Consider the following 18,579-nt stretch of genomic DNA (forward strand, 5'->3'; position numbering starts at 1 on the left):
GGGGTGTGTCGGCTAGTTCCGCTCGACGTCGATCGGGTGGGTGGCGAGGAGGGCGAGGGGGAGCGGCTGCCTGCGCAGCACCTGCGCCCACACGTCGACCCGGGCGGGGGCGACGACGTCCGACGCGAGCGCCGAGATGACGATCCAGTCGTCGCGCTGAAGTTCCGAGTCGAGCTGACCGTATGTCCAGCCCGAGTAGCCGGCGAAGATCCGGACACCCTCCACCAGCGGGGCGACGACCTCGGGGTCGGAGTCGAGATCGACCATCACCACGCGGCCGTGGACCCGGCGCAGACCGGGGACGCCGTCGGCCTGCGCGCCGGTGCGCAGCGTCGCCAGGCACAGTGCGGCGTCACGTTTGACGGGACCGCCGACGTACAGCGCGGACGGGCGCGCGGTGAGCGGCGCCCACTGTGGCAGCACGTCGTGGACGGCGGTTTCGCTGGGACGGTTGATGACCACACCGAGGCTTCCGGCCTCGTTGTGCTCGATCACATAGATCACGGTGCGACGGAATGCGGGTTCGACGAGATCTGTGGACGAGACCAACAGGCTGCCGGGCCGGACCACCGGTTCCGTCGACGCCGTTCGATCTTCGGGTTCTTCTGCGTGCGCCACCTGAACATCATCCCACCGCGGCGAACGCGATGTGACGGAGGACGCGACCTGCGTCCGGTTCGCCGCTTTACGCCGCGGGCAGCCCCGCCGTCTCGGCAAGTACGGCGAGGTGGTGCTCGAACAGTGCGCCCGGTGTGGTGAACGTGTCGGCGCCGTACTGCCCGAACACCTCGAAGTTCACGGCCCCGAACAGTGCCGACCACACCAGCACGCCGCGGGCGAGCAGATGATCGGGTGTGGTGAGGCCGAGTTCGGCGCGAACGCGGTCGAGGTCGGTGGCGAGCCGGTCGTCGATGGGCGCCGCCGCGTCCGCCTCGAGCTTGCCCGCCCGGAACGCGTTGTCGAAGATCCCGACGAGCGCGTAGATCACCCGCGTTCCCGGAGTCGTCGTCTGCTCCCCGGGCGCGTCGTAACCGGGAACCGGGCTGCCGAACAGCAATCCGTAGCGCGCGGGCTCGCGCAGCGCCCACTCCCGCACCGCACGTCCGAGCGCCAGGAACTGCTCCCGCGGTCCGGCCGCGGACGCCACTGCGGCCTCCACGGCGTCGCCGAGTTCGTTGTATCCGTCGACGACGAGCAGCGTCAGCAGTTCGTCGCGGCTCTTGACGTACCGGTACACGGCGGACGACACCACGCCGAGGTCCCTCGCGACGGCCCGCAGCGACAGGGCCGCACCCCCGACCGAGGCCAACTGTTCGCGACCGATCCTCGTGATGTCCTGCAACGTCTGCTCGCGGGCGCGCTCGCGTGGTGTTCCTGGCATGGGGTCCAGCGTCGCAATTTCAGAGAGCAGTGTCAACAAACGAGAGCACTGCTCTTGACATTGCGGACCGGAGGGAGCATTCTCGAATAACAGAGAGCAGTGCTCTCGAATCACCGAAATCGACTCACTCAGCGGGAGCAGAAATGTCGAACCTCGAGATCGTCACCGGAGCAGGACCCGTCGGCTGGACCGTCGCCCGGCAGCTCGCCGAACAGGGCCGACGGGTGCGGGTCCTCACCCGCTCGGGCAGCGGCCCGGACCATCCCCTGATCGAGCGGCGGAAGGTCGACGTCTCCGACGCCGCCGCGCTGCAGGAGGCATTCGACGGAGCGACCGCCGTCTACCACTGCATCCACGCCGCCTACAACGCCGACGCCTGGGAGCGCGAACTCCCCGCCGCCGAGCAGACGGTCCTCGAGGCCGCCGGACGCGTCGGCGCGGTCGTCGTCTTCCCCGAGAGCCTCTACTCCTACGACGCGTCTCGGCAGCCGATGACCGAACACACGCCGCGGTCGGCCGACTCCGGTAAGCGCGGCATCCGGACCCGGTTGCTGAAGGCCCGCGCCGAGTCCTCGACGCCCACCGTCAGCGTCGTCGCGTCCGACTTCTTCGGACCGCGGGTGCTGAACGCGCACGCCGGCGAGCGCATGGTGCCCGTCGTCCTCGCGGGCAAGACGATGCGCGTCCTCGGTTCCGCCGACCTGCCCCACTCGTTCACGTACATCCACGACTTCGCGGCCGCGATGATCGCCGCGGCCCACGACCCGGCGCTGTGGAACTCGGTGCTGCACGCACCGACCGCGCCGGCCGTCACCCAGCGGCAGATGGTCGAGGCCTACGCGAAGGCCGCCGGGGTTCCCGCCCCGAAGGTGGGCACCCTGCCCGGCTGGGTGATCCGCGGCGGCGGGCTCGTCCACCAGGGGACCCGCGAACTCGCGGAGATGCTGTATCAGTTCGAGGAGCCGTTCGTGATGGACTCGTCCGAGAGCGAGGCCCGCCTCGGACTGGCCCCGACGCCACTCGGCCGAGCTGCCGAGGAGACCGTCCGGTGGTGGCAGGACAGGTCGGTCGCGGCCGCCGGATAGGGTCCTGTGAATGGCGAAACAGCTCGGGGACCGGCGCGAGGCGTGGCGCAGAACGGCGTACACGCTCCGGCGGTCGCCCGGACTGGCCCGTCTCGCCACCGTGCGATTCGCCAGCCAACTCGGCGACGGCATGTTCCAGGCCGCACTCGGTGGCGCGATTCTGTTCAACCCCGAGCGGGAGACGGATCCCGTCGCGATCGCCGCCGGCTTCGCGGTGCTGCTGCTGCCGTACTCGGTGATCGGACCGTACGCGGGCGCACTCCTGGACCGCTGGGACCGCCGCAGCGTGCTGCTGTGGGCGAATGTGCTGCGCGGACTGCTGATTCTGGTGACCGCCGCGCTGCTGGAGACCGGGACCAGCGAATCCGCGCTCCTCGTGCTCGCCCTCTCCGCCATCGGTGTGAGCCGGTTCGTTCTCGCGGGAGTCTCGGCGGCGCTGCCGCGCGTGGTGCACCGTTCCTGGCTCGTGGCCACCAATTCGGTGCTCGCCACCACCGGTTCCGTCGTCGCCGCGCTGGGGGCCGCGACGTCCGTCGCCATCATCTCGTTCGTGGGCGCCGGTGACCGCGGCTCCGGAATCGCCGTGGCGGCCGCCGCCTGCGGTTCCGCGGTGGCCGCGTTCGCAGCGTCGCGCTTCCACCATCGACTTCTCGGTCCGCACGCCGACGAGAAACCCGAATACGGGGCGGTCCGCGCCGTCGCCGCCGGACTGCGCAACGGGGCGCTCGCCGTGTGGCATTCGCCGGGCGTCACGACCGCCATGATCGGGATCGGCACGCACCGGATCGTGTTCGGCGTCAACACGTTGATCATGGTTCTGGTGTTGCGCGACACCGCCACCGTCAGCGCCCTGCCAGGCGGCCTCGCCGGTTTCGGTGTCGCGCTCGGCGCCACCGCCACGGGCATGCTGCTGGCAGCGATCTCGACACCGTTCCTCATTCCGCGCATCGGACGGTCCCGCACCATCGTCGGCGGCCTGATCCTCGCGCTCGTCGTGCAGTGCACGTTCGTCGCGACCCTCACGCAGGCGTCGCTGCTGTGCGGCGCGCTGCTGCTTGGATTCGCCGGGCAGTCCATCAAACTCAGCGGCGACGCGGCGATGCAGATCGAGATCGAGGACGACCGCAGGGGACAGGTGTTCGCGCTTCAGGACACCGTGTTCAACGTCGCGTTCATCGGGTCGATCGCCGCGGCGTCCCTCGTGATCGCCCCCGACGGCCGATCACTCGCACTGGTGCTGGCGGGTGGGGCGTTCTACGGCCTCGGACTGGTCGGCGTGCTGTTCAACACCCGGCGCGAACCTGCCTGAGAACCGGGCTATTCCGACCCCGGCATCGGCACGTTCTGCAGGCGGACCTGACCGCGAGCCACCTCCTTGCCGGTGTCGGACGCCGTGATCACCACCGACCACAACTGCTGCACGCGGCCCTGCTGGATGGGCACCGCGACCACGTCGACCCGCCCCTCGGTGCGGGCCCGGAGGAAGTCGGTGCCGTTGTGCACGCCCACCGCGAACTGACCGCGATCGGCGACGGCCGTGCTCGCGCCGATGCTCGCGGCCGATTCGACCGCCGTCGTGTAGACGCCGCCGTGCACTACTCCCCACGGTGTGTGATGGTCGGCGGACAGGTCGATGTGGCCGACCACCTTCGTTCCCGACACTTCGTCGAGTTCCAGTCCGGCTGCGACGACGAAGGCGCTCGCCGCCTCGCGGGTCAGATCGGTCATCGTGTGTTCTCCTCGTCGAACCCTCGGTAAGTTTGAAATCCCAACCCACCTTGCCCGGCTTGGGCGCCGGCGTCAATGGTCCCGGCCGTGCCGACCACCGGATCGGGGCGCCACGTGTGCACCGCCGCGATCACCGGTGGCTCGCGCGGAATCTCGGCGTTCCACGTCCCGTCGCCGGAAGGATCGGTGAAGTAGCGGGACTCGTCCTCGGCGTCGTAGTCGAGCACCGAACGATCGGCCACCCCGTCGCCGTCCGAATCCCACATCGCGTCGTCGAGAAGTCCGTCGCCGTCGAAGTCCAGGCGCACCGCGTCGACGCCGCCCGACGGTCCGAGGTCGAGGTCGGCGGGCGACGTCCACGCCACCGGGGCGTCGGCACCGGTTCCGAACGAGTACTCGAGAGGATCCATATGAAGGTTGGACGCAGCGGGACCGCATCCGGTTCCACCGAATATCCGCGAATTCCGCTGCGACGGTGAAACCGCACTGTGACCGGACCGCAACCGGGCGGGCCGGGCGCGTGCGCCGCGGATGCCGTCCCCCGGTGTTATCTTCGACCCCGCGCGTGCAGGTCGGTCCACCATCACTCCGACCACCGATGTGGAGGGGTCCCGTGGTCGACAAGTCCTGGTCTGTGCCCGGAGTGCCCCTGTGCGTGGCCGCCGCCGTCGCCGCGACGATCGGTTTCACCGCCGCACCCGCGTCGGCCGAGACCCTGCCGTGGCTCCCGGTGAACGCCTGCGGCGAGACCGGATTCAACCCGGCGAAGGAGCCGCCGAGCCCGGGCGGGCCACTGCTGCCCCCGATCCCGCCGACCGTGAGCATCCCGATCCCGTACCCCGACTTCGTGCCCGTCCCCGTTCCCGGACCGCGCGTCGACCAGACCCGCGTCGCCCAGGACCTACCCGCCGATCCGTGCGCGGACCCGTGCCCCGACCTCACCGACGACGTCGACGAACCGGAAACCGGCCCGGGTTCTTCGGGTTCGGCAGGGTCATCGGGGTCGTCGGGCTCGAGTGCGCTGACCATCCCGAAGATCTCGATCGATCCGCGGCCCGAGACCATTCCCATTCCCGTTCCCGGCGGTCCGGGACCCGAACCGCAGCCGGCGCCGCCGGTCGAGATCAACCCGGCCGTACGTGGTTCCCTCACCGCCGCGATGGCGAAGCCGGCCGTCGGCGACGTCCGGCTGGTGTCGCAGCTGACCGGACAGGGTTCGGAGAACCGGACGGACAAGCGCTGGCAGGTGGACGGCACCGACCTCGGCATCACGTGGGAGACGAGGCCCGGCGAGGTGGCGGTCGCGTTCGGTGACACGTTCGGCAAGGACTGGACCCCGCCCGGCGCCTTCGGCGAGGACTGGCGGAGCAACGTTCTCGGCCACAGCACCGACACCGACCTGTCCGACGGCATGACCATCGACAGCATGGTCCAGGACAGCCGGTGCCACGCCGCCGAGATCATCGACAGCAGGCACATCAACAACTTCGAGACGACCACCATCCCCACGTCGGGGTTCGCGATCGGTGACCGTCAGTACCTCAGCTACATGTCGGTGAAGCGCTGGAGCATGGTCCCCGGCATGTGGTACACGAACTACGGCGGCATCGCCTACTCCGACGACAACGGGCAGACCTGGATCAAGGACCAGCACGCCAAGTGGGACAACATCTTCGGTGCCCGGTTCCAGGTGTCCGCGATGGTGCCGCACGGCGACTACGTGTACATGTTCGGCACCCCCAACGGGCGGATCGGCACCATCGGCCTGGCCCGGGTACCCGTCGACCAGGTACTCAACACCACGTCGTACCAGTACTGGTCGGACGGCACGTGGACACCCGTGTCCCAGCGCCTCGCGACCCCCATCGTCGGTGGGGTGGCCAGCGAGTTGTCGGTGCGCTACGACGCGGCCGCGGACACGTGGCAGATGAGCTACCTCGAACCCGTCGGCGGTTCGATCATCCTCCGGCAGTCGTCGAGCCCGCAGGGTGCATGGTCGGACGCGGCGACGCTCGTCGACACGGCCGACTATCCGAAGGCGTACGGCGGCTTCATCCACCCGTGGTCGACGGGCGAGGATCTGTATTTCACGATCTCGGAGTGGGACAGCTACAACGTCTACCTGATGCATGCGTCCCTGCACCCGTGAGTACTTCTTAACCGCCCGACGTTAACAAGTACGCACGGTGTGAAGCGCAACTTCGGTGGCCTTGACCACGAAGTACACGTCCAGGCCCGGCACCAGATCGAGTTCCGCGACGGACGCCGCGGTCACGTCGGCGCTCAGCTCCAGCCGGCCTCCGGCTTCGGCGGCGCGCACCCGGACCGTCGGCCCGCGCACCTCGATCTCCGAGATGGTCACCTGGAAGACGTTGCGTGGACTGCCTTCCGGAGACCGCCTGTGCACGGCCACCGAATGCGGTGCGAACACCGCGACGGCCGGCGCGCCCCCGACGAAGTCGGCGTCGAGCAGACCCTGCATCCGAACACCGGTCTCCGTCTCGAACCCGCCCTGCGCCGCGAACACGGGGACGAGGTTGAGTCCGGCGATCCGCGCGGCGAACGCACTGCGCGGGCGCGTCAGCACGTCGCGCACCGAACCGGATTCGACGACCTGTCCGCCCTCGACGACAATCACCCGGTCGGCCAGTGCCAGCGCGTCGAGAACGTCGTGGGTGACGACGACCGCGGTCCGGTCGCCCTCCCGCAGCACCCGCCTGAGCAGCACCCGCAGGGCGGGGGCCGCAGCGACGTCGAGGGCGGACATGGGTTCGTCGAGTAACAGCGCCTGCGGTTCCGCGGCGAGCGCCCTGGCGACCGCGACCCGCTGCGCCTGCCCCCCGGACAACTCGTGCGGACGGCGATCGGCGAACTGGGCCGCATCGACTGCGTCCAGCCACTTCTCGGCGACCGCCCGCGACTCCCGGCGCCCGCGGCCCGAACTACGCGGCGCGAACGCCACATTCGCGGCCACCGTCAGATGCGGAAACAGCAGTGCCTGCTGCGCGAGCAGCGCGATACCGCGACGGTGCGGCGGCACCGCGATGCCACGCTCGGTGTCGGTGAGCACGCGACCGTTCAGTTCGACACGTCCGGCGTCCGGGCGGACCAGGCCCGCGACCACCGACAGCGCCGTCGACTTGCCTGCGCCGTTCGGTCCGAGGACCGCCAGCACCTCACCCTCGGCGAGGTCGAATCCCACCTCGACGCCGCGTGCAGCGACCCTGGCCTCGACGCTCAGGCCGGTCACAGCGCCGCCCTCGACGCCCAGCCCCGCGAACCCACCACGATGACGACCGCGACGATCACCAGCACCAGCGACAACGCCACGGCCGCATCCGCGTCCGTCTCGCGCTGCAGGTAGATCTCGAGCGGCAGGGTCCGTGTGACGCCCTGCAGACTGCCCGCGAACGTCAGCGTCGCCCCGAACTCGCCGAGCGCCCGCGCGAACGCCAGCACCGAACCGGACACGAGTCCGGGCAGCACCAGGGGGAGCGTCACCCGCCGGAAGACGGTGGTGGGACTCGCACCGAGCGTGGCGGCGGCGTGCTCGTACCGCCTGCCCGCGGTCCGCAGCGACCCTTCGAGGCTCACCACCAGGAACGGCAGCGCGACGAAGGTCTGTGCGAGCACCACGGCCGTGGTGGTGAACGCGATGTGGATGCCCGCGACCTCGAGGTGCTGCCCGATCAGACCCTTCCGGCCGAACGTGTAGAGCAGGGCGATGCCCCCGACCACCGGTGGGAGTACCAGGGGCAGCAGCACCAGCGAACGCAGCACGTTGAGTCCGCGAAAGCTGCTGCGGGACAACACCGCCGCCATCGGGACGCCCAGCAGGATGCACAGGGCAGTACTTGCGGCGGCGGTGCGCAGACTCAGTTCCAACGCCGCGAGTGAGGATTCCGACGTGACCAGTTCGAAGAAGCGCGTCCAGTCGACACTCGCCAGCATCGCAAACAACGGCAGGACGACAAACAGGCCGCCCACCGCTGCGGGCACGAAGATCCAGCCCGGAAGCCCGGACGGAACCTTCACGCGCGGCGCTCGGATCACGGCTGAGCGAATCCGGCCTTCGCCAGCACCGCCTGGCCCTCGGGTCCGGTGACGAGGTCGAGGAAGCCCTGCGCCGCCTCCGGCTGCTTCGAAGCGGACAGCGCGGCAATCGGATAGGTGTTCACGGCCTGCGCCGCCTCCAGGAAGGGCACGGCGGTCACCTTGTCGCCCGCACCTGCCGCGTCGGTGACGTACACGAGTCCGGCGTCCGCCTGACCGGCCGTCACCTTGTTCAGCACGTCGGTGACCGACGACTCCTCGCTGACGGGGGTGAGGTCGACACCCGAAGCCGTCTCGACCTTCTGTGTCGCGGAACCGCACGGAACCTGCGGGGCACACGTGACGACGAGCGTTCCCTCACGGTTCAGATCCGCGAACGACGTGATGCCCTTGGGGTTTCCGGGTGCCGTCACGATGGTCAGCGTGTTGGTCGCGAAGTTGACGGGGGTTCCCGCGACGAGTCCGGCGTCGACGACCTTCTTCATGTTGTTCGTGTCGGCGGACGCGAACACGTCGGCGCTAGCGCCCTGGTCGAGTTGCGCGGCGAGGTCGGACGAACCCGCGAAGCTGAACTCCACGTGGGATCCGGGGTTCGCGGTCTCGAACATCTCGCCGAGTTCGGTGAACGTGCCCTTCAGCGACGCCGCGGCGAACACCGTGATGTCGCCGCCCGATGCGGCCGCGGACGTCGACTCGGCCGAACCCGAGGCACCGCTGTCGTCGTTCGAACCGCAACCGGTGAGAAGGCCCAGACCGAGCGCGGCCGCAGCAGCCCCCGTCGTGACCCGGCGCCAGGACATCTTCATGAAATTCCTCCAGGAGTTTCGACGATCACCGTGGTCGACTTGACGACGGCTACCGCGACCTTGCCGGGCTCGAGCCCGAGGTCGCGAACGGCTTCACTGCTCATCAGGGAAACGACACGGAAAGGCCCGCACTGCATCTCGACCTGAGCCATCACCTTGTCCATCACGACCGCGGTGACAATGCCGGTGAATCGGTTACGTGCCGAGGATTCCGATCCGAGCAGGTCGGGCGACTTCGACGCGTTGGCGCGCGCGAACTCGGCGAGGGCGGGACCGTCGATCACCTTGCGGCCCGACTCGTCCTTGTCCGCCGCGAGGCTGCCGTTGTCGATCCACCGCCGGACCGTGTCGTCGCTGACGCCGAGGAGTTCCGCGGCCTGTCGTATCCGGATACCCGTCATCCGGAGGTCGTCCGCGCATGCGTCATGACCGCCATACTATGTCGGCATATACGGACCGAACAAGTAGAAACCGCCGAAGATGCGGATCAGTACACGTCCCGCACGTAGCGCTTGTCGCTGGACAGCTGCTTCATGTACAGCTCGGTGTCCTCCTCGTCGAGGCGACCGTGGGTGCGGACGACTTCACGAACCGTCTCGTCGACGTCCTTCGCCATCCGGCTGGCGTCGCCGCACACATATAGGGAGGCACCCTCCTGCATCCAGCCCCACAGTTTGGCGCCGTGTTCGCGGATGCGGTCCTGCACGTAGATCTTCTGCCGCTGGTCCCGGGAGAACGCCGCATCGAGGTGGGTGAGAAATCCGTCGCGGTGCATAGCTTCCATCTCCTCGCGGTAGTAGAAGTCGGTAGCCTCGTGCTGCTCACCGAAGAACATCCAGTTCTTGCCCGTGTGACCCAATTCCCTGCGTTCGTGCAGAAATCCGCGGAACGGTGCGATCCCGGTGCCGGGACCGACCATGATCATCGGCGCATCGGCGGCCGACGGGGGACGGAAGTGCGCCGACTTCTGCACGAAGATCGGCACGTCGACGTCGTCGCAGTGATCGGCGAGGAACGTCGAGCACACCCCGGAGCGGTTCTTGCCCTCGTGGTTGTAGCGCACCGCGGAGACGGTCAGCTGCACCTCACCCGGGTCCACCTTGGGGCTCGACGAGATCGAGTACAGCCGCGGCTGGAGGCGCTTGAGGACGCCCAGCCACTCCTCCGCGTCGGCGTCGACTTCGTACTGCGCCAGCACGTCCATCGACTGCCGTCCCCACAACCACTGCTGGAGCGCGATCTTGTTGTGCGGGCGCAGCAGTCGCGCCAACTCGGTGTCCTGCGTGCGACTCTGCACGAACCGCAGCAGTTCGGGCGTCACCTTGGTGATCTCGAGCTTCGTGCGCAGCGCCTCCCGCAGTGTCATCTCCGGCAGGTCCGGCAGCGTGACGGGTGTGTCCGGGATCGACCGGGTGACCTTCAACCACTCGTCGACGACGCCATCGCTGTTGGTGGGCCACACACCGAGCGCGTCGCCCGCCTCGTAGGAGAATTCCGGATCGTTCACCTCGAAGCCGAACTGCCGCACGTCCTTCGACGAACCGGCCGCGCTGAGCGGGATGTTCCTCGTCAACCGGGTGACGAGGGGAGACTTCCGGGTGAACGTCGCCGCCTTCTTCGCCGCGGGCCTGGCAGGCGCTGGGGCGGCCTGGGCAGCACCGCCGGCCGCGCGCTCACGGACCAGGTTCTGCACCTGGGTCAGCCACTGGTGCGCCTGGTCCTCGTAGTCGGGTTCGCAGTCGACGCGCTCGGTCAGCCGCTTCGCCTCGAGTTGCTCCAACCGGGCGTCGATCCGCTTGCCGTGCCCGCAGAAGTCGTCGTAGTTCGAGTCTCCGAAAGCCAGTACGGCGTAGCGGGTCTGCGCCAGCCTCGGTGCCTCGTCGCTGCTGAGCGCGGACCAGAAGCTGCTGCCGTTGTCGGGGGCGTCGCCGTCCCCGAACGTGCTGGTGATGATCAGGAGATCGCGGACGTCGGCAAGGCCCGCGACGTCGTAGTCGTCCATGCTGGTCAGGTGCGTGCCGTGGCCGGCTTCCTCGAGCTGGCGGGCGCATTCGGCGGCGAACTCCTCCGCGTTGCCGGTCTGCGACGCCCACACCACGACCACGGGGTGCTGGACCGATTCAGCGGTCGCGGGACTCGTGTCCGGCGCCGCGGAGCCGTCCGGTACGGCGGAGCGGGAGAACAGCCCCGCCATCAGACCGTCCAGCCACACCCTCTTCGACCCGGAGATCGGCGCGGTGCGCGGAAGAACCGGAACGCCCTGCAGTTCGGTGGACTGCAGACCCGCCAGAAGTCCGGCGAGGTACGTGCGCTCGTGTTCGTCGAAGCTGGGGGATGCCGAATCATCCAGTCCGAGAATGCGGCTCATCTCCGCGGCGGGCGAGCCGCTCGCGAGGGTGAGAGCCCCACCCGATTCGGGAACCTCGGGCTCGGACACCGGGGCCACCCGGGTCAGGGAGACGGCACACACCTTGAACTCCGGCTGGAAGGACGTGGGGTCGACGGCGTCGTTGGTGACGGCGTTGATGCTGAGGTATTCACCGAACGAGTCGTTCCAGTGGAACGGGGCGAAACAGCCTCCTGGCAGCACGCGGTCGCTGACGACGGCGGGAAGCACCGCGCGGCCGCGCCGGGACGCGACCTCCACCTTGTCGCCTTCGGAAATCGACAGCTTCTGCGCATCGGCCGGGTTGATCTCGACGAACGGGCCGGAGTTCAACTTGTTGAGCTTGGCGACCTTGCCGGTCTTCGTCATGGTGTGCCACTGGTGCTGCAGGCGCCCGGTGTTGAGGACCAGGGGGTAGTCGTCGTCGGGCATCTCCGCGGGCAGCATGTGCGGGCGCGGGAAGAAGGCGGCCTTGCCGCTCGCGGTGGCGAACGCGAGGCGGGGGAGTGAACCGTCGGGAGCGGACAGCAGGTTCTGGCTGACGCCGTCGTTGACGTAGCGGATCGGGTTGCGATCGGTACGGTTGCCGGGCGGGCTCGGCCACTGCACCGGCGTCTCCCGCAGCCGGTCGTAGCTGACGCCGCGAAGGTCGTAGCCGGTCTTCGGATTCCAGGTGCGCTTGATCTCCTCGAACACGCCCTCCGAGGATTCGTAGGTGAACGCGTCCGCATATCCCATCTCGCAGGCGACGCGGGCGATGATCTGCCAGTCGGGCAGCGCCTGGCCGACCGGGTCGACGGCCTGCTGCAGCAGGGTGAGGTTGCGCTCGGAGTTGATCATCACCGAATCCGACTCCGCCCACAGCGCGCCGGGCAGCAGGATGTCGGCGTACCCGTTGGTCTCCGTGTCGAGGAAGACGTCCTGGGTGATCACGAGATCGGCGGCCTCGAGGCCCTCGATCACGGTCCGCCGGTTGGCCACGGTGGCAACGGGATTGGTGCAGATGATCCAGCACGCCTTGATGTCGCCCGCCACCATGCGCTCGAACATGTCGACGGTGCCGGTGCCGACCTCGGTGCGGATGCTGCCTTCGGGCAGTTCCCACAGATCCTCGATGAACGCCCGGTCGTCGGCGGCGAGCACGGACCGCTGGCCAGGCAGTCCGGGACCCATGTATCCCATCTCGCGGCCGCCCATGGCGTTCGGCTGACCGGTGAGGGAGAACGGGCCGCTGCCCGGACGGCAGATGGCCCCGGTGGCCAGGTGCAGGTTGCAGATCGCGTTGGTGTTCCAGGTGCCGTGGGTGCTCTGGTTGAGGCCCATCGTCCAGCAGCTCATCCAGTTCTCGGCCTCACCGATCCACTGGGCGGCCTGCCGGATGTCGGCCTCGAGGATGCCGGTGATCTCCGCGACCTTCTCGGGGGTGTACTCCTCGAGGAACTCGGGCATCACCTCCCAGCCCTCGGTGAACTCGGCGATGAACGCCGGATCGGTGTGCCCGTTCTGCACGAGCAGGTGCAGCAGGCCGTTGAGCAGTGCGAGGTCGGTGCCCGGCGCGATCTGCATGAACAGGCCGGCCTTGTCGGCCGTCGCGTTGCGGCGCGGGTCGACGACGATCAGCTTGGCGCCGGCCTTGATCCGGTCCATCATCCGCAGGAACAGGATGGGGTGACAGTCCGCCATGTTCGCGCCGATCACGAAGAACACGTCGGCCTTGTCGAAGTCCTGATACGAGCCGGGTGGGCCGTCGGCGCCGAGGGACTGCTTGTAGCCGGTGCCGGCGCTGGCCATGCACAGACGCGAGTTCGACTCGATCTGGTTGGTCCCGACGAAGCCCTTCGCCAGTTTGGTGATCAGGTACTGGGCCTCGATGGACATCTGGCCGGAGACATAGAAGGACAGGGCGTCGGGACCGTGCTCGTCGAGTTGTTCCTTCAGCCGGCGGGCGGTCTCGCTGATGGCGGCGCCGACGTCCACCGCGGTGGGCGCCTCCCCGCGCTCGTCCCGCACGTACCCGGTTTCCATGCGGCCACCGGCCACGAGCATCTCCGCGCTCGTCGCGCCCTTGGTGCAGAGCCGCCCGAAGTTGGTGGGATGGTCCTTGTCGCCGGACGCCTTGAGCACCCGGCGGGCATTCGTCTCGGGATCGATCCCGACCTCGAGCACCATGCCGCAGCCGACACCGCAGTACGAGCAGGCGGTCTTCACTGTGGAAGTCCCGGCTTTCTGCTGCTGCATCGACTCGCTCCTCACCTGCACGGTCGCCGCGTGTCCACCTGGCTCACGACCTGTATCAATGGTGCCGACCGGCGTGTTTCGTCGGGATTAACCCCGGTGAGCGTTCGATGACGTCTCTCGCACCCGGCCGCGGGCGCGGTGGTGATGTCGGCACCACGGCAACGGCCAGTTCATGTGACCGACGTCACTCGATTCGGGTGTGCAGGGTGGCTGACAGGGGAGGAACCGGCGGATCGGTCAGGCCTGCTGCGCGGCCCACCACGACAGGAGTTCGGCCTCGGCCTCGTCCCGGCTGAGAGGACCGCGGTCGAGCCGGAGCTCCTTGAGGTACTTCCAGGCCTTCCCGACCTCCGGCCCCGCGGGAATGCCGAGCAGTTCCATGATCGCGTTGCCGTCGAGGTCGGGGCGCACCCGGGCGAGGTCTTCCTGCTCGGCGATCCGGGCGATCCGCTCCTCGATGTCGTCGTACGTCGCCTGCAGCGCGGCCGCCCGCCGCTTGTTGCGGGTGGTGCAATCGGCGCGGACCAGCTTGTGGAGGCGCGGCAGCAGCGGACCGGCGTCCGTCACGTACCGGCGCACCGCGGAATCGGTCCACTGCCCCTTGCCGTAGCCGTGGAACCGCAGGTGCAGGAACACGAGCTGCGAGACGTCGTCGACCATCTGCTTCGAGTACTTCAGGGCCCGCATCCGCTTACGGACCATCTTCGCGCCGACCACCTCGTGGTGGTGGAAACTCACGCCGCCACCCGGCTCGTTGCGCTTCGTGTCCGGTTTGCCGATGTCGTGCAGCAGCGCCGCCCAGCGCAGCACCAGGTCGGGGTCGCCGTCCTCGAGGTCGACGGCCTGCTTCAGCACCGTCAGCGAGTGCCAGTACACGTCCTTGTGCTGGTGGTGCTCGTCGATCTCGAGCTTCATCTGCGGCACCTCGGGCAGCACGAAATCGGCCAGACCGGTCTCGCACATCACGTTCATGCCGTCGATGGGGAACTCGCCGAGGATCAGCTTGTCCAGTTCGGCACGCACGCGTTCGGCGGTGATCCGCTCGATCTGCGAGGCCATGTCGACGATGGCCCGATGCACGCGCTCCTGCAGGGTGAATCCCAGCTGGGACACGAACCGGGCGGCCCGCAGCATGCGCAGCGGGTCGTCGTTGAACGAGTTCTCCGGCGCCGACGGCGTGTCCAGCACCCCGGCCAGCAGCGCGTCCATGCCGTTCAGGGGGTCGACGAAGTCCTGCGAGCCGTCCGCACCGATCCGGACGGCCATCGCGTTGACCGTGAAATCGCGCCGCACCAGATCGTCCTCGAGTTTCGTCCCGAACTGGACGACGGGATTGCGCGACACCCGGTCGTAGGCATCGGCCCGGTACGTCGTGATCTCGATCTGCTGACCCGCCTTGGCGGCGCTGATCGTCCCGAACTCGATACCCGTGTCCCACTGGTTGTCGACCCAGCCGGACAGCAGTTTCTGCACCTGCTCCGGGCGGGCGTCGGTGGTGAAGTCGAGGTCGGTGCCGAGGCGACCCAGGATCGCGTCCCGGACGCTGCCCCCCACCAGGTACAACTCGTGACCGGCGGAAGCGAACTTCTCACCGAGCGGCGTCAGGACTTCGGACAGCTCGCGCAGCGTCACCGCGGCGCCGGCAAGCAGTCGCGTACGGCGCTCGTCGTCGAGAGAAGGGGCAGTCACGTCCAGGAAGCTTACCGAGGTGCGCAAATAGCGGGATACGCATACACGCTGTCACCTCGCAGTTCGGTTCACCACAGGTGTGTCACGAAGCGTCTCGGTTCGGGTGCGGCGTTCCGGTGGAAACGGCAAAGCCAACTACTATCGATGGGGTGTCTGCTGCCGAACGTGCGAACAGGAGTCGCCGCAACTCGCGGCGGCGCGGCGCCGTCGGCAAACCCGCGAAACCCCACATGAGGACGGTGCGGGAAACGTCGGCGGGCGGGCTCGTCGTCAACGGACTCGGCGGACCGCGGGAGAATCTGTGCGCCGCGCTGATCGGGCGCACCGACCGTCGCGGGCGGCTGCTGTGGTCGCTGCCCAAGGGGCATATCGAGCAGGGCGAGACCGCCGAACAGACCGCGATGCGTGAGGTCCAGGAAGAGACCGGCATCCAGGGCACCGTCCTGGCGTCACTCGGCAGCATCGACTACTGGTTCGTCACCGAGGGCCGCCGGGTCCACAAGACCGTCCATCACTATCTGCTGAGATGCCTCGGCGGGGAACTGTCGGACGAAGACGTGGAAGTCACCGAGGTAGCGTGGGTGCCGCTCGCCGAGCTGGGATCACGCCTGGCCTACGCAGACGAACGGAAACTCGCAGAAATCGCCGGTGACTTGATCTCCAAGATGACTACCACTCCGCCCACTTCCGACCTGAAGCTCCAGAAGGGGCCAGACGCCGGATGAGGATGGCTTTGCGTCGGGTCGGTGCCGTGACGTTGACCGCACTCGCGGTCGTTCTGGCTCCCACCAGCACCGTGGTGGCGTCGGCCCAGGAACCCGTGCCGCCGGAGAGCGCCGGGACCCAGCTCGTCGACGAGGACCCCGAGTTCCTCGAACTGCACATCGACAACGTCACCCCGTCCACGGTGACCACCACCAGCGACCCGATCGTCACCGTCACGGGCTCGGTGAAGAACATCGGCGACCGCACGGTCCGCGACGTCAGTGTGCGACTGCAACGCGCTCCGGCCGTCGCGAGCAGCGAGGGTCTCCGCACGTCCCTCACCCTCGATCAGTCCCGCTACGACACGGTCGGCATGTTCGACACGGTCGCGGGCCGCCTCGACGAGGGCCAGAGCAAGCAGTTCACGCTGTCGCTGCCGCTGCGTTCCGACACGGACCTTTCTCTCGACATCACCGAACCCGGCGTGTACCCGCTGATGGTGAACGTGAACGGCACCCCCGAGTACGGCGGGGCCGCGCGCCTCGACGACGCCCGCTTCCTGCTGCCCGTGTTCGGTGTCCCGGGCAGTCCGGCGGTGCCCCCGGACATCTCCAGTCCCGTCGCCGTCACCATGATGTGGCCCCTCGCCGACCGCCCCCGGCTCGCGGCGGGCGTTGCCGGCTCCGTCACCGAACCGGTGCGTCTCGTCGACGACGACCTCGCGACCTCACTGAACGACGGCGGCCGGCTCGACGAACTGCTGGGGGCGGCGGAATTCGCCACCCGGGAGAGCGTCGACCGCGACCACACGCTGCGGGACAGTCTGTGCCTGGCGGTGGACCCGGACCTGCTGATCACCGTCGAGAACATGACGCGCGGCTATCTGGTGGTGGACGACCCGTCCGATCCCACCGGTTCCGCGCACGAGGGTGCGGGCAAGGAGGCCGCGTCGGCGTGGCTCGAGCGTGCCCGGACGCTGGCCGCGACGATGTGCACCACGTCGGTGCCGTTCGCGCAGGCCGACCTGTCCGCGATCACCGAGGTCGGGAACGCCGACCTCACCGCGACCGCCGTCGACGCCCCCGCCGACATCGTCGACAATGTGCTGGGTGTCACGTCGCTGCGCAATTTCGTGTGGAGCGACGCCGGCGTGCTCGACGACGCGACCGCGCAGATGCTCCGCGGAGACGACGCGACCACCGCGCTCGTGGCCGCGAACTCCGTCGACACGACCACGCCCCGGGACAGCGCCCACGTCATCGAGGCGACACCGCCGCCCGCAGCCCCCGTCCCGGCGAACGGGGAGACCACCACCCCGGCGGCCACCGAGACGCCCGCGGCCACGGGGAGCGTCGACGCGCTGCTGTTCGATCCGTCCGTCGGCACGGCGCTCGCCGCGATGGGAACGACTCCGCAGACTCCGTCCTACACACCCCAGCGCGCCCGGTACGACCTCTCGGACGATTCCCAGACCGCCCGGCTGCAGGACGCGCTCGGTGCGGTGTCGTGGTCGGCCCTCGAACCCGAGGCCGCACGGGCCGCCGGTGTCCCCCGATCGCTGATGGTGGTGCCGCCGCAGCTGTGGACGGCAGGCGCCGACGACGCGAAGACGCTGCTGTCGACGGTGTCGTCGCTGATGCGCTCGGGGCTCGCGACGCCCCGGCCGTTGCCCGCGTTGCTCGGACGTCAGCCCGGATCACCCGAGGTCGCGAGCCTGGACTACCCGGATCAGGCCGCCGAGGACAGCGTCCCCGCCCACATCCGCGACGCCGCCGCCACGCAGATGCCCCGGATCGAGGCACTGAACGCGGCGCTGGTCGACGACCCGCAGGCCCCGCTCACCCCGGAGCGGTTCACCGCGCCGCTCCGCGAGGACCTGGTGCGGTCGATGAGCCTCGCGCATCGCCGCGACGACGAACGCCGGTCCGCGGAAGAAGCGTCCGACACGCGCGCCGACGAGGTGGCCGAAACCATGGACGACATGTTCGGGGCCGTCACCGTCGTGTCGCCGGGCGGCGTCTACACGCTGGCGTCGGAACAGAGCCCGCTGCTGCTGGTCGCCAGAAACGACCTCCCGGTCGGGATCACCGTCCGTCTGCAGGTGGACGCGCCTTCCGGGATGACCATCACGGACATCGGCCCCACCACGCTGCCTCCGCGGGGCAGTCGCACCCTCACCGTTCCCACCGAGGCCAACGACTCCCGCAAGCTCGTCGTCAACTTCTCTCTGACCACCGCCGATGGACAGCAACTGGGAGAGCCGACCAGCGTGACGGTACGGTCCAACGCGTACGGGCAGGCGTTGGCGATACTGACAGCATGCGCGGGTGCTCTGCTGCTGTTCCTCGCCGGCCGCCGGCTGTGGCATCGATTCCGCGGCCAGCCGGATCCAGCTGACGAAGGGTACGAACGTTCATGACCGGGAACTTGCCCAGTAGGGGCCAGAGGCTTCCCGATCGCTCCCATCCCCGGGTCGCGCCGTGGGAGCGGGACCACTGGGCTCGGGAG

General features: G+C 68.8%; 15 protein-coding genes. 5 read left to right on the forward strand and 10 right to left on the reverse strand.

The genetic code is table 11. The annotated features are described in order from the left end of the window. Window positions 1-12: 12 nt before the first annotated feature. Together CJ179_RS42495 and CJ179_RS42500 are read right to left on the reverse strand one after the other, a co-directional pair. On the reverse strand, window positions 13-618 hold the full coding sequence (locus tag CJ179_RS42495) for a YqgE/AlgH family protein (RefSeq protein ID WP_095865449.1): 606 nt from the start codon (window positions 616-618) through the stop codon (window positions 13-15). 67 nt (window positions 619-685) lie between these two features. Beyond that, window positions 686-1,381: a TetR/AcrR family transcriptional regulator gene (locus CJ179_RS42500; RefSeq protein WP_072942692.1), complete on the reverse strand. Its 696-nt coding sequence runs from the start codon at window positions 1,379-1,381 to the stop codon at window positions 686-688. A 143-nt stretch (window positions 1,382-1,524) separates the two neighbouring features. Between CJ179_RS42500 and CJ179_RS42505 the strand changes: the two genes are divergently transcribed. Continuing rightward, window positions 1,525-2,466 (forward strand): NAD-dependent epimerase/dehydratase family protein, encoded by a 942-nt coding sequence (locus CJ179_RS42505; protein ID WP_072942694.1) that lies wholly within the window; start codon window positions 1,525-1,527, stop codon window positions 2,464-2,466. Between the two features lie 10 nt (window positions 2,467-2,476). Continuing rightward, window positions 2,477-3,775, forward strand: a complete 1,299-nt coding sequence (locus tag CJ179_RS42510; RefSeq protein WP_072942696.1) for an MFS transporter — start codon at window positions 2,477-2,479, stop codon at window positions 3,773-3,775. An 8-nt stretch (window positions 3,776-3,783) separates the two neighbouring features. Here the strand turns inward: CJ179_RS42510 and CJ179_RS42515 are convergent, their stop codons facing one another. Both CJ179_RS42515 and CJ179_RS54280 read right to left on the reverse strand, forming a co-directional pair. Next, window positions 3,784-4,194, reverse strand: a complete 411-nt coding sequence (locus CJ179_RS42515) for a PaaI family thioesterase (protein WP_072942698.1) — start codon at window positions 4,192-4,194, stop codon at window positions 3,784-3,786. Next, the gene (locus tag CJ179_RS54280) at window positions 4,191-4,604 is read right to left on the reverse strand and encodes a hypothetical protein (protein ID WP_072942699.1); all 414 of its coding nucleotides are present in this window, start codon (window positions 4,602-4,604) and stop codon (window positions 4,191-4,193) included. Before CJ179_RS54280 ends, CJ179_RS42515 begins: the two co-directional genes overlap by 4 nt. 224 nt (window positions 4,605-4,828) lie before the next feature. On the opposite strand from CJ179_RS54280, the gene CJ179_RS42525 reads away from it, so the two are divergent. Continuing rightward, window positions 4,829-6,343: a DUF4185 domain-containing protein gene (locus tag CJ179_RS42525; protein WP_072942762.1), complete on the forward strand. Its 1,515-nt coding sequence runs from the start codon at window positions 4,829-4,831 to the stop codon at window positions 6,341-6,343. 21 nt (window positions 6,344-6,364) lie between these two features. On the opposite strand, the gene CJ179_RS42530 is transcribed toward CJ179_RS42525, so the two are convergent. The 6 genes from CJ179_RS42530 to CJ179_RS42555 form a co-directional block, all read right to left on the reverse strand. Beyond that, a complete protein-coding gene (locus CJ179_RS42530; RefSeq protein WP_095865450.1) occupies window positions 6,365-7,444 on the reverse strand; it encodes a sulfate/molybdate ABC transporter ATP-binding protein in 1,080 nt (359 codons plus the stop codon). Next, a complete protein-coding gene (locus tag CJ179_RS42535; protein ID WP_072942702.1) occupies window positions 7,441-8,247 on the reverse strand; it encodes an ABC transporter permease in 807 nt (268 codons plus the stop codon). Before CJ179_RS42535 ends, CJ179_RS42530 begins: the two co-directional genes overlap by 4 nt. Then, complete coding sequence (gene modA / locus CJ179_RS42540; RefSeq protein ID WP_095865451.1) at window positions 8,244-9,053, reverse strand: molybdate ABC transporter substrate-binding protein; 810 nt, start codon at window positions 9,051-9,053, stop codon at window positions 8,244-8,246. Before modA ends, CJ179_RS42535 begins: the two co-directional genes overlap by 4 nt. After that, entirely contained in the window at window positions 9,050-9,454 is a 405-nt protein-coding gene (locus CJ179_RS42545) for a molybdopterin-binding protein (RefSeq protein ID WP_072942706.1), read from the reverse strand. The genes modA and CJ179_RS42545 overlap by 4 nt, the downstream gene beginning before the upstream one ends. Before the next feature lie 86 nt (window positions 9,455-9,540). Next, window positions 9,541-13,677: a bifunctional nitrate reductase/sulfite reductase flavoprotein subunit alpha gene (locus CJ179_RS42550; protein WP_095865683.1), complete on the reverse strand. Its 4,137-nt coding sequence runs from the start codon at window positions 13,675-13,677 to the stop codon at window positions 9,541-9,543. 237 nt (window positions 13,678-13,914) lie between these two features. Then, window positions 13,915-15,366: a CCA tRNA nucleotidyltransferase gene (locus CJ179_RS42555; protein ID WP_072942709.1), complete on the reverse strand. Its 1,452-nt coding sequence runs from the start codon at window positions 15,364-15,366 to the stop codon at window positions 13,915-13,917. A gap of 149 nt (window positions 15,367-15,515) precedes the next feature. On the opposite strand from CJ179_RS42555, the gene CJ179_RS42560 reads away from it, so the two are divergent. Both CJ179_RS42560 and CJ179_RS42565 read left to right on the forward strand, forming a co-directional pair. Further along, a complete protein-coding gene (locus tag CJ179_RS42560) occupies window positions 15,516-16,091 on the forward strand; it encodes an NUDIX hydrolase (RefSeq protein WP_072942710.1) in 576 nt (191 codons plus the stop codon). Window positions 16,092-16,093: 2 nt separating this feature from the next. Beyond that, window positions 16,094-18,490 carry a DUF6049 family protein gene (locus CJ179_RS42565; RefSeq protein WP_095865452.1) on the forward strand — a complete coding sequence of 799 codons (2,397 nt, stop codon included), beginning with the start codon at window positions 16,094-16,096 and terminating at the stop codon, window positions 18,488-18,490. The last annotated feature ends 89 nt before the right edge of the window (window positions 18,491-18,579 follow it).

It is taken from the genome of Rhodococcus sp. ACS1, assembly GCF_002300155.1.
GTDB classification, from domain to species: domain Bacteria; phylum Actinomycetota; class Actinomycetes; order Mycobacteriales; family Mycobacteriaceae; genus Rhodococcus_F; species Rhodococcus_F koreensis.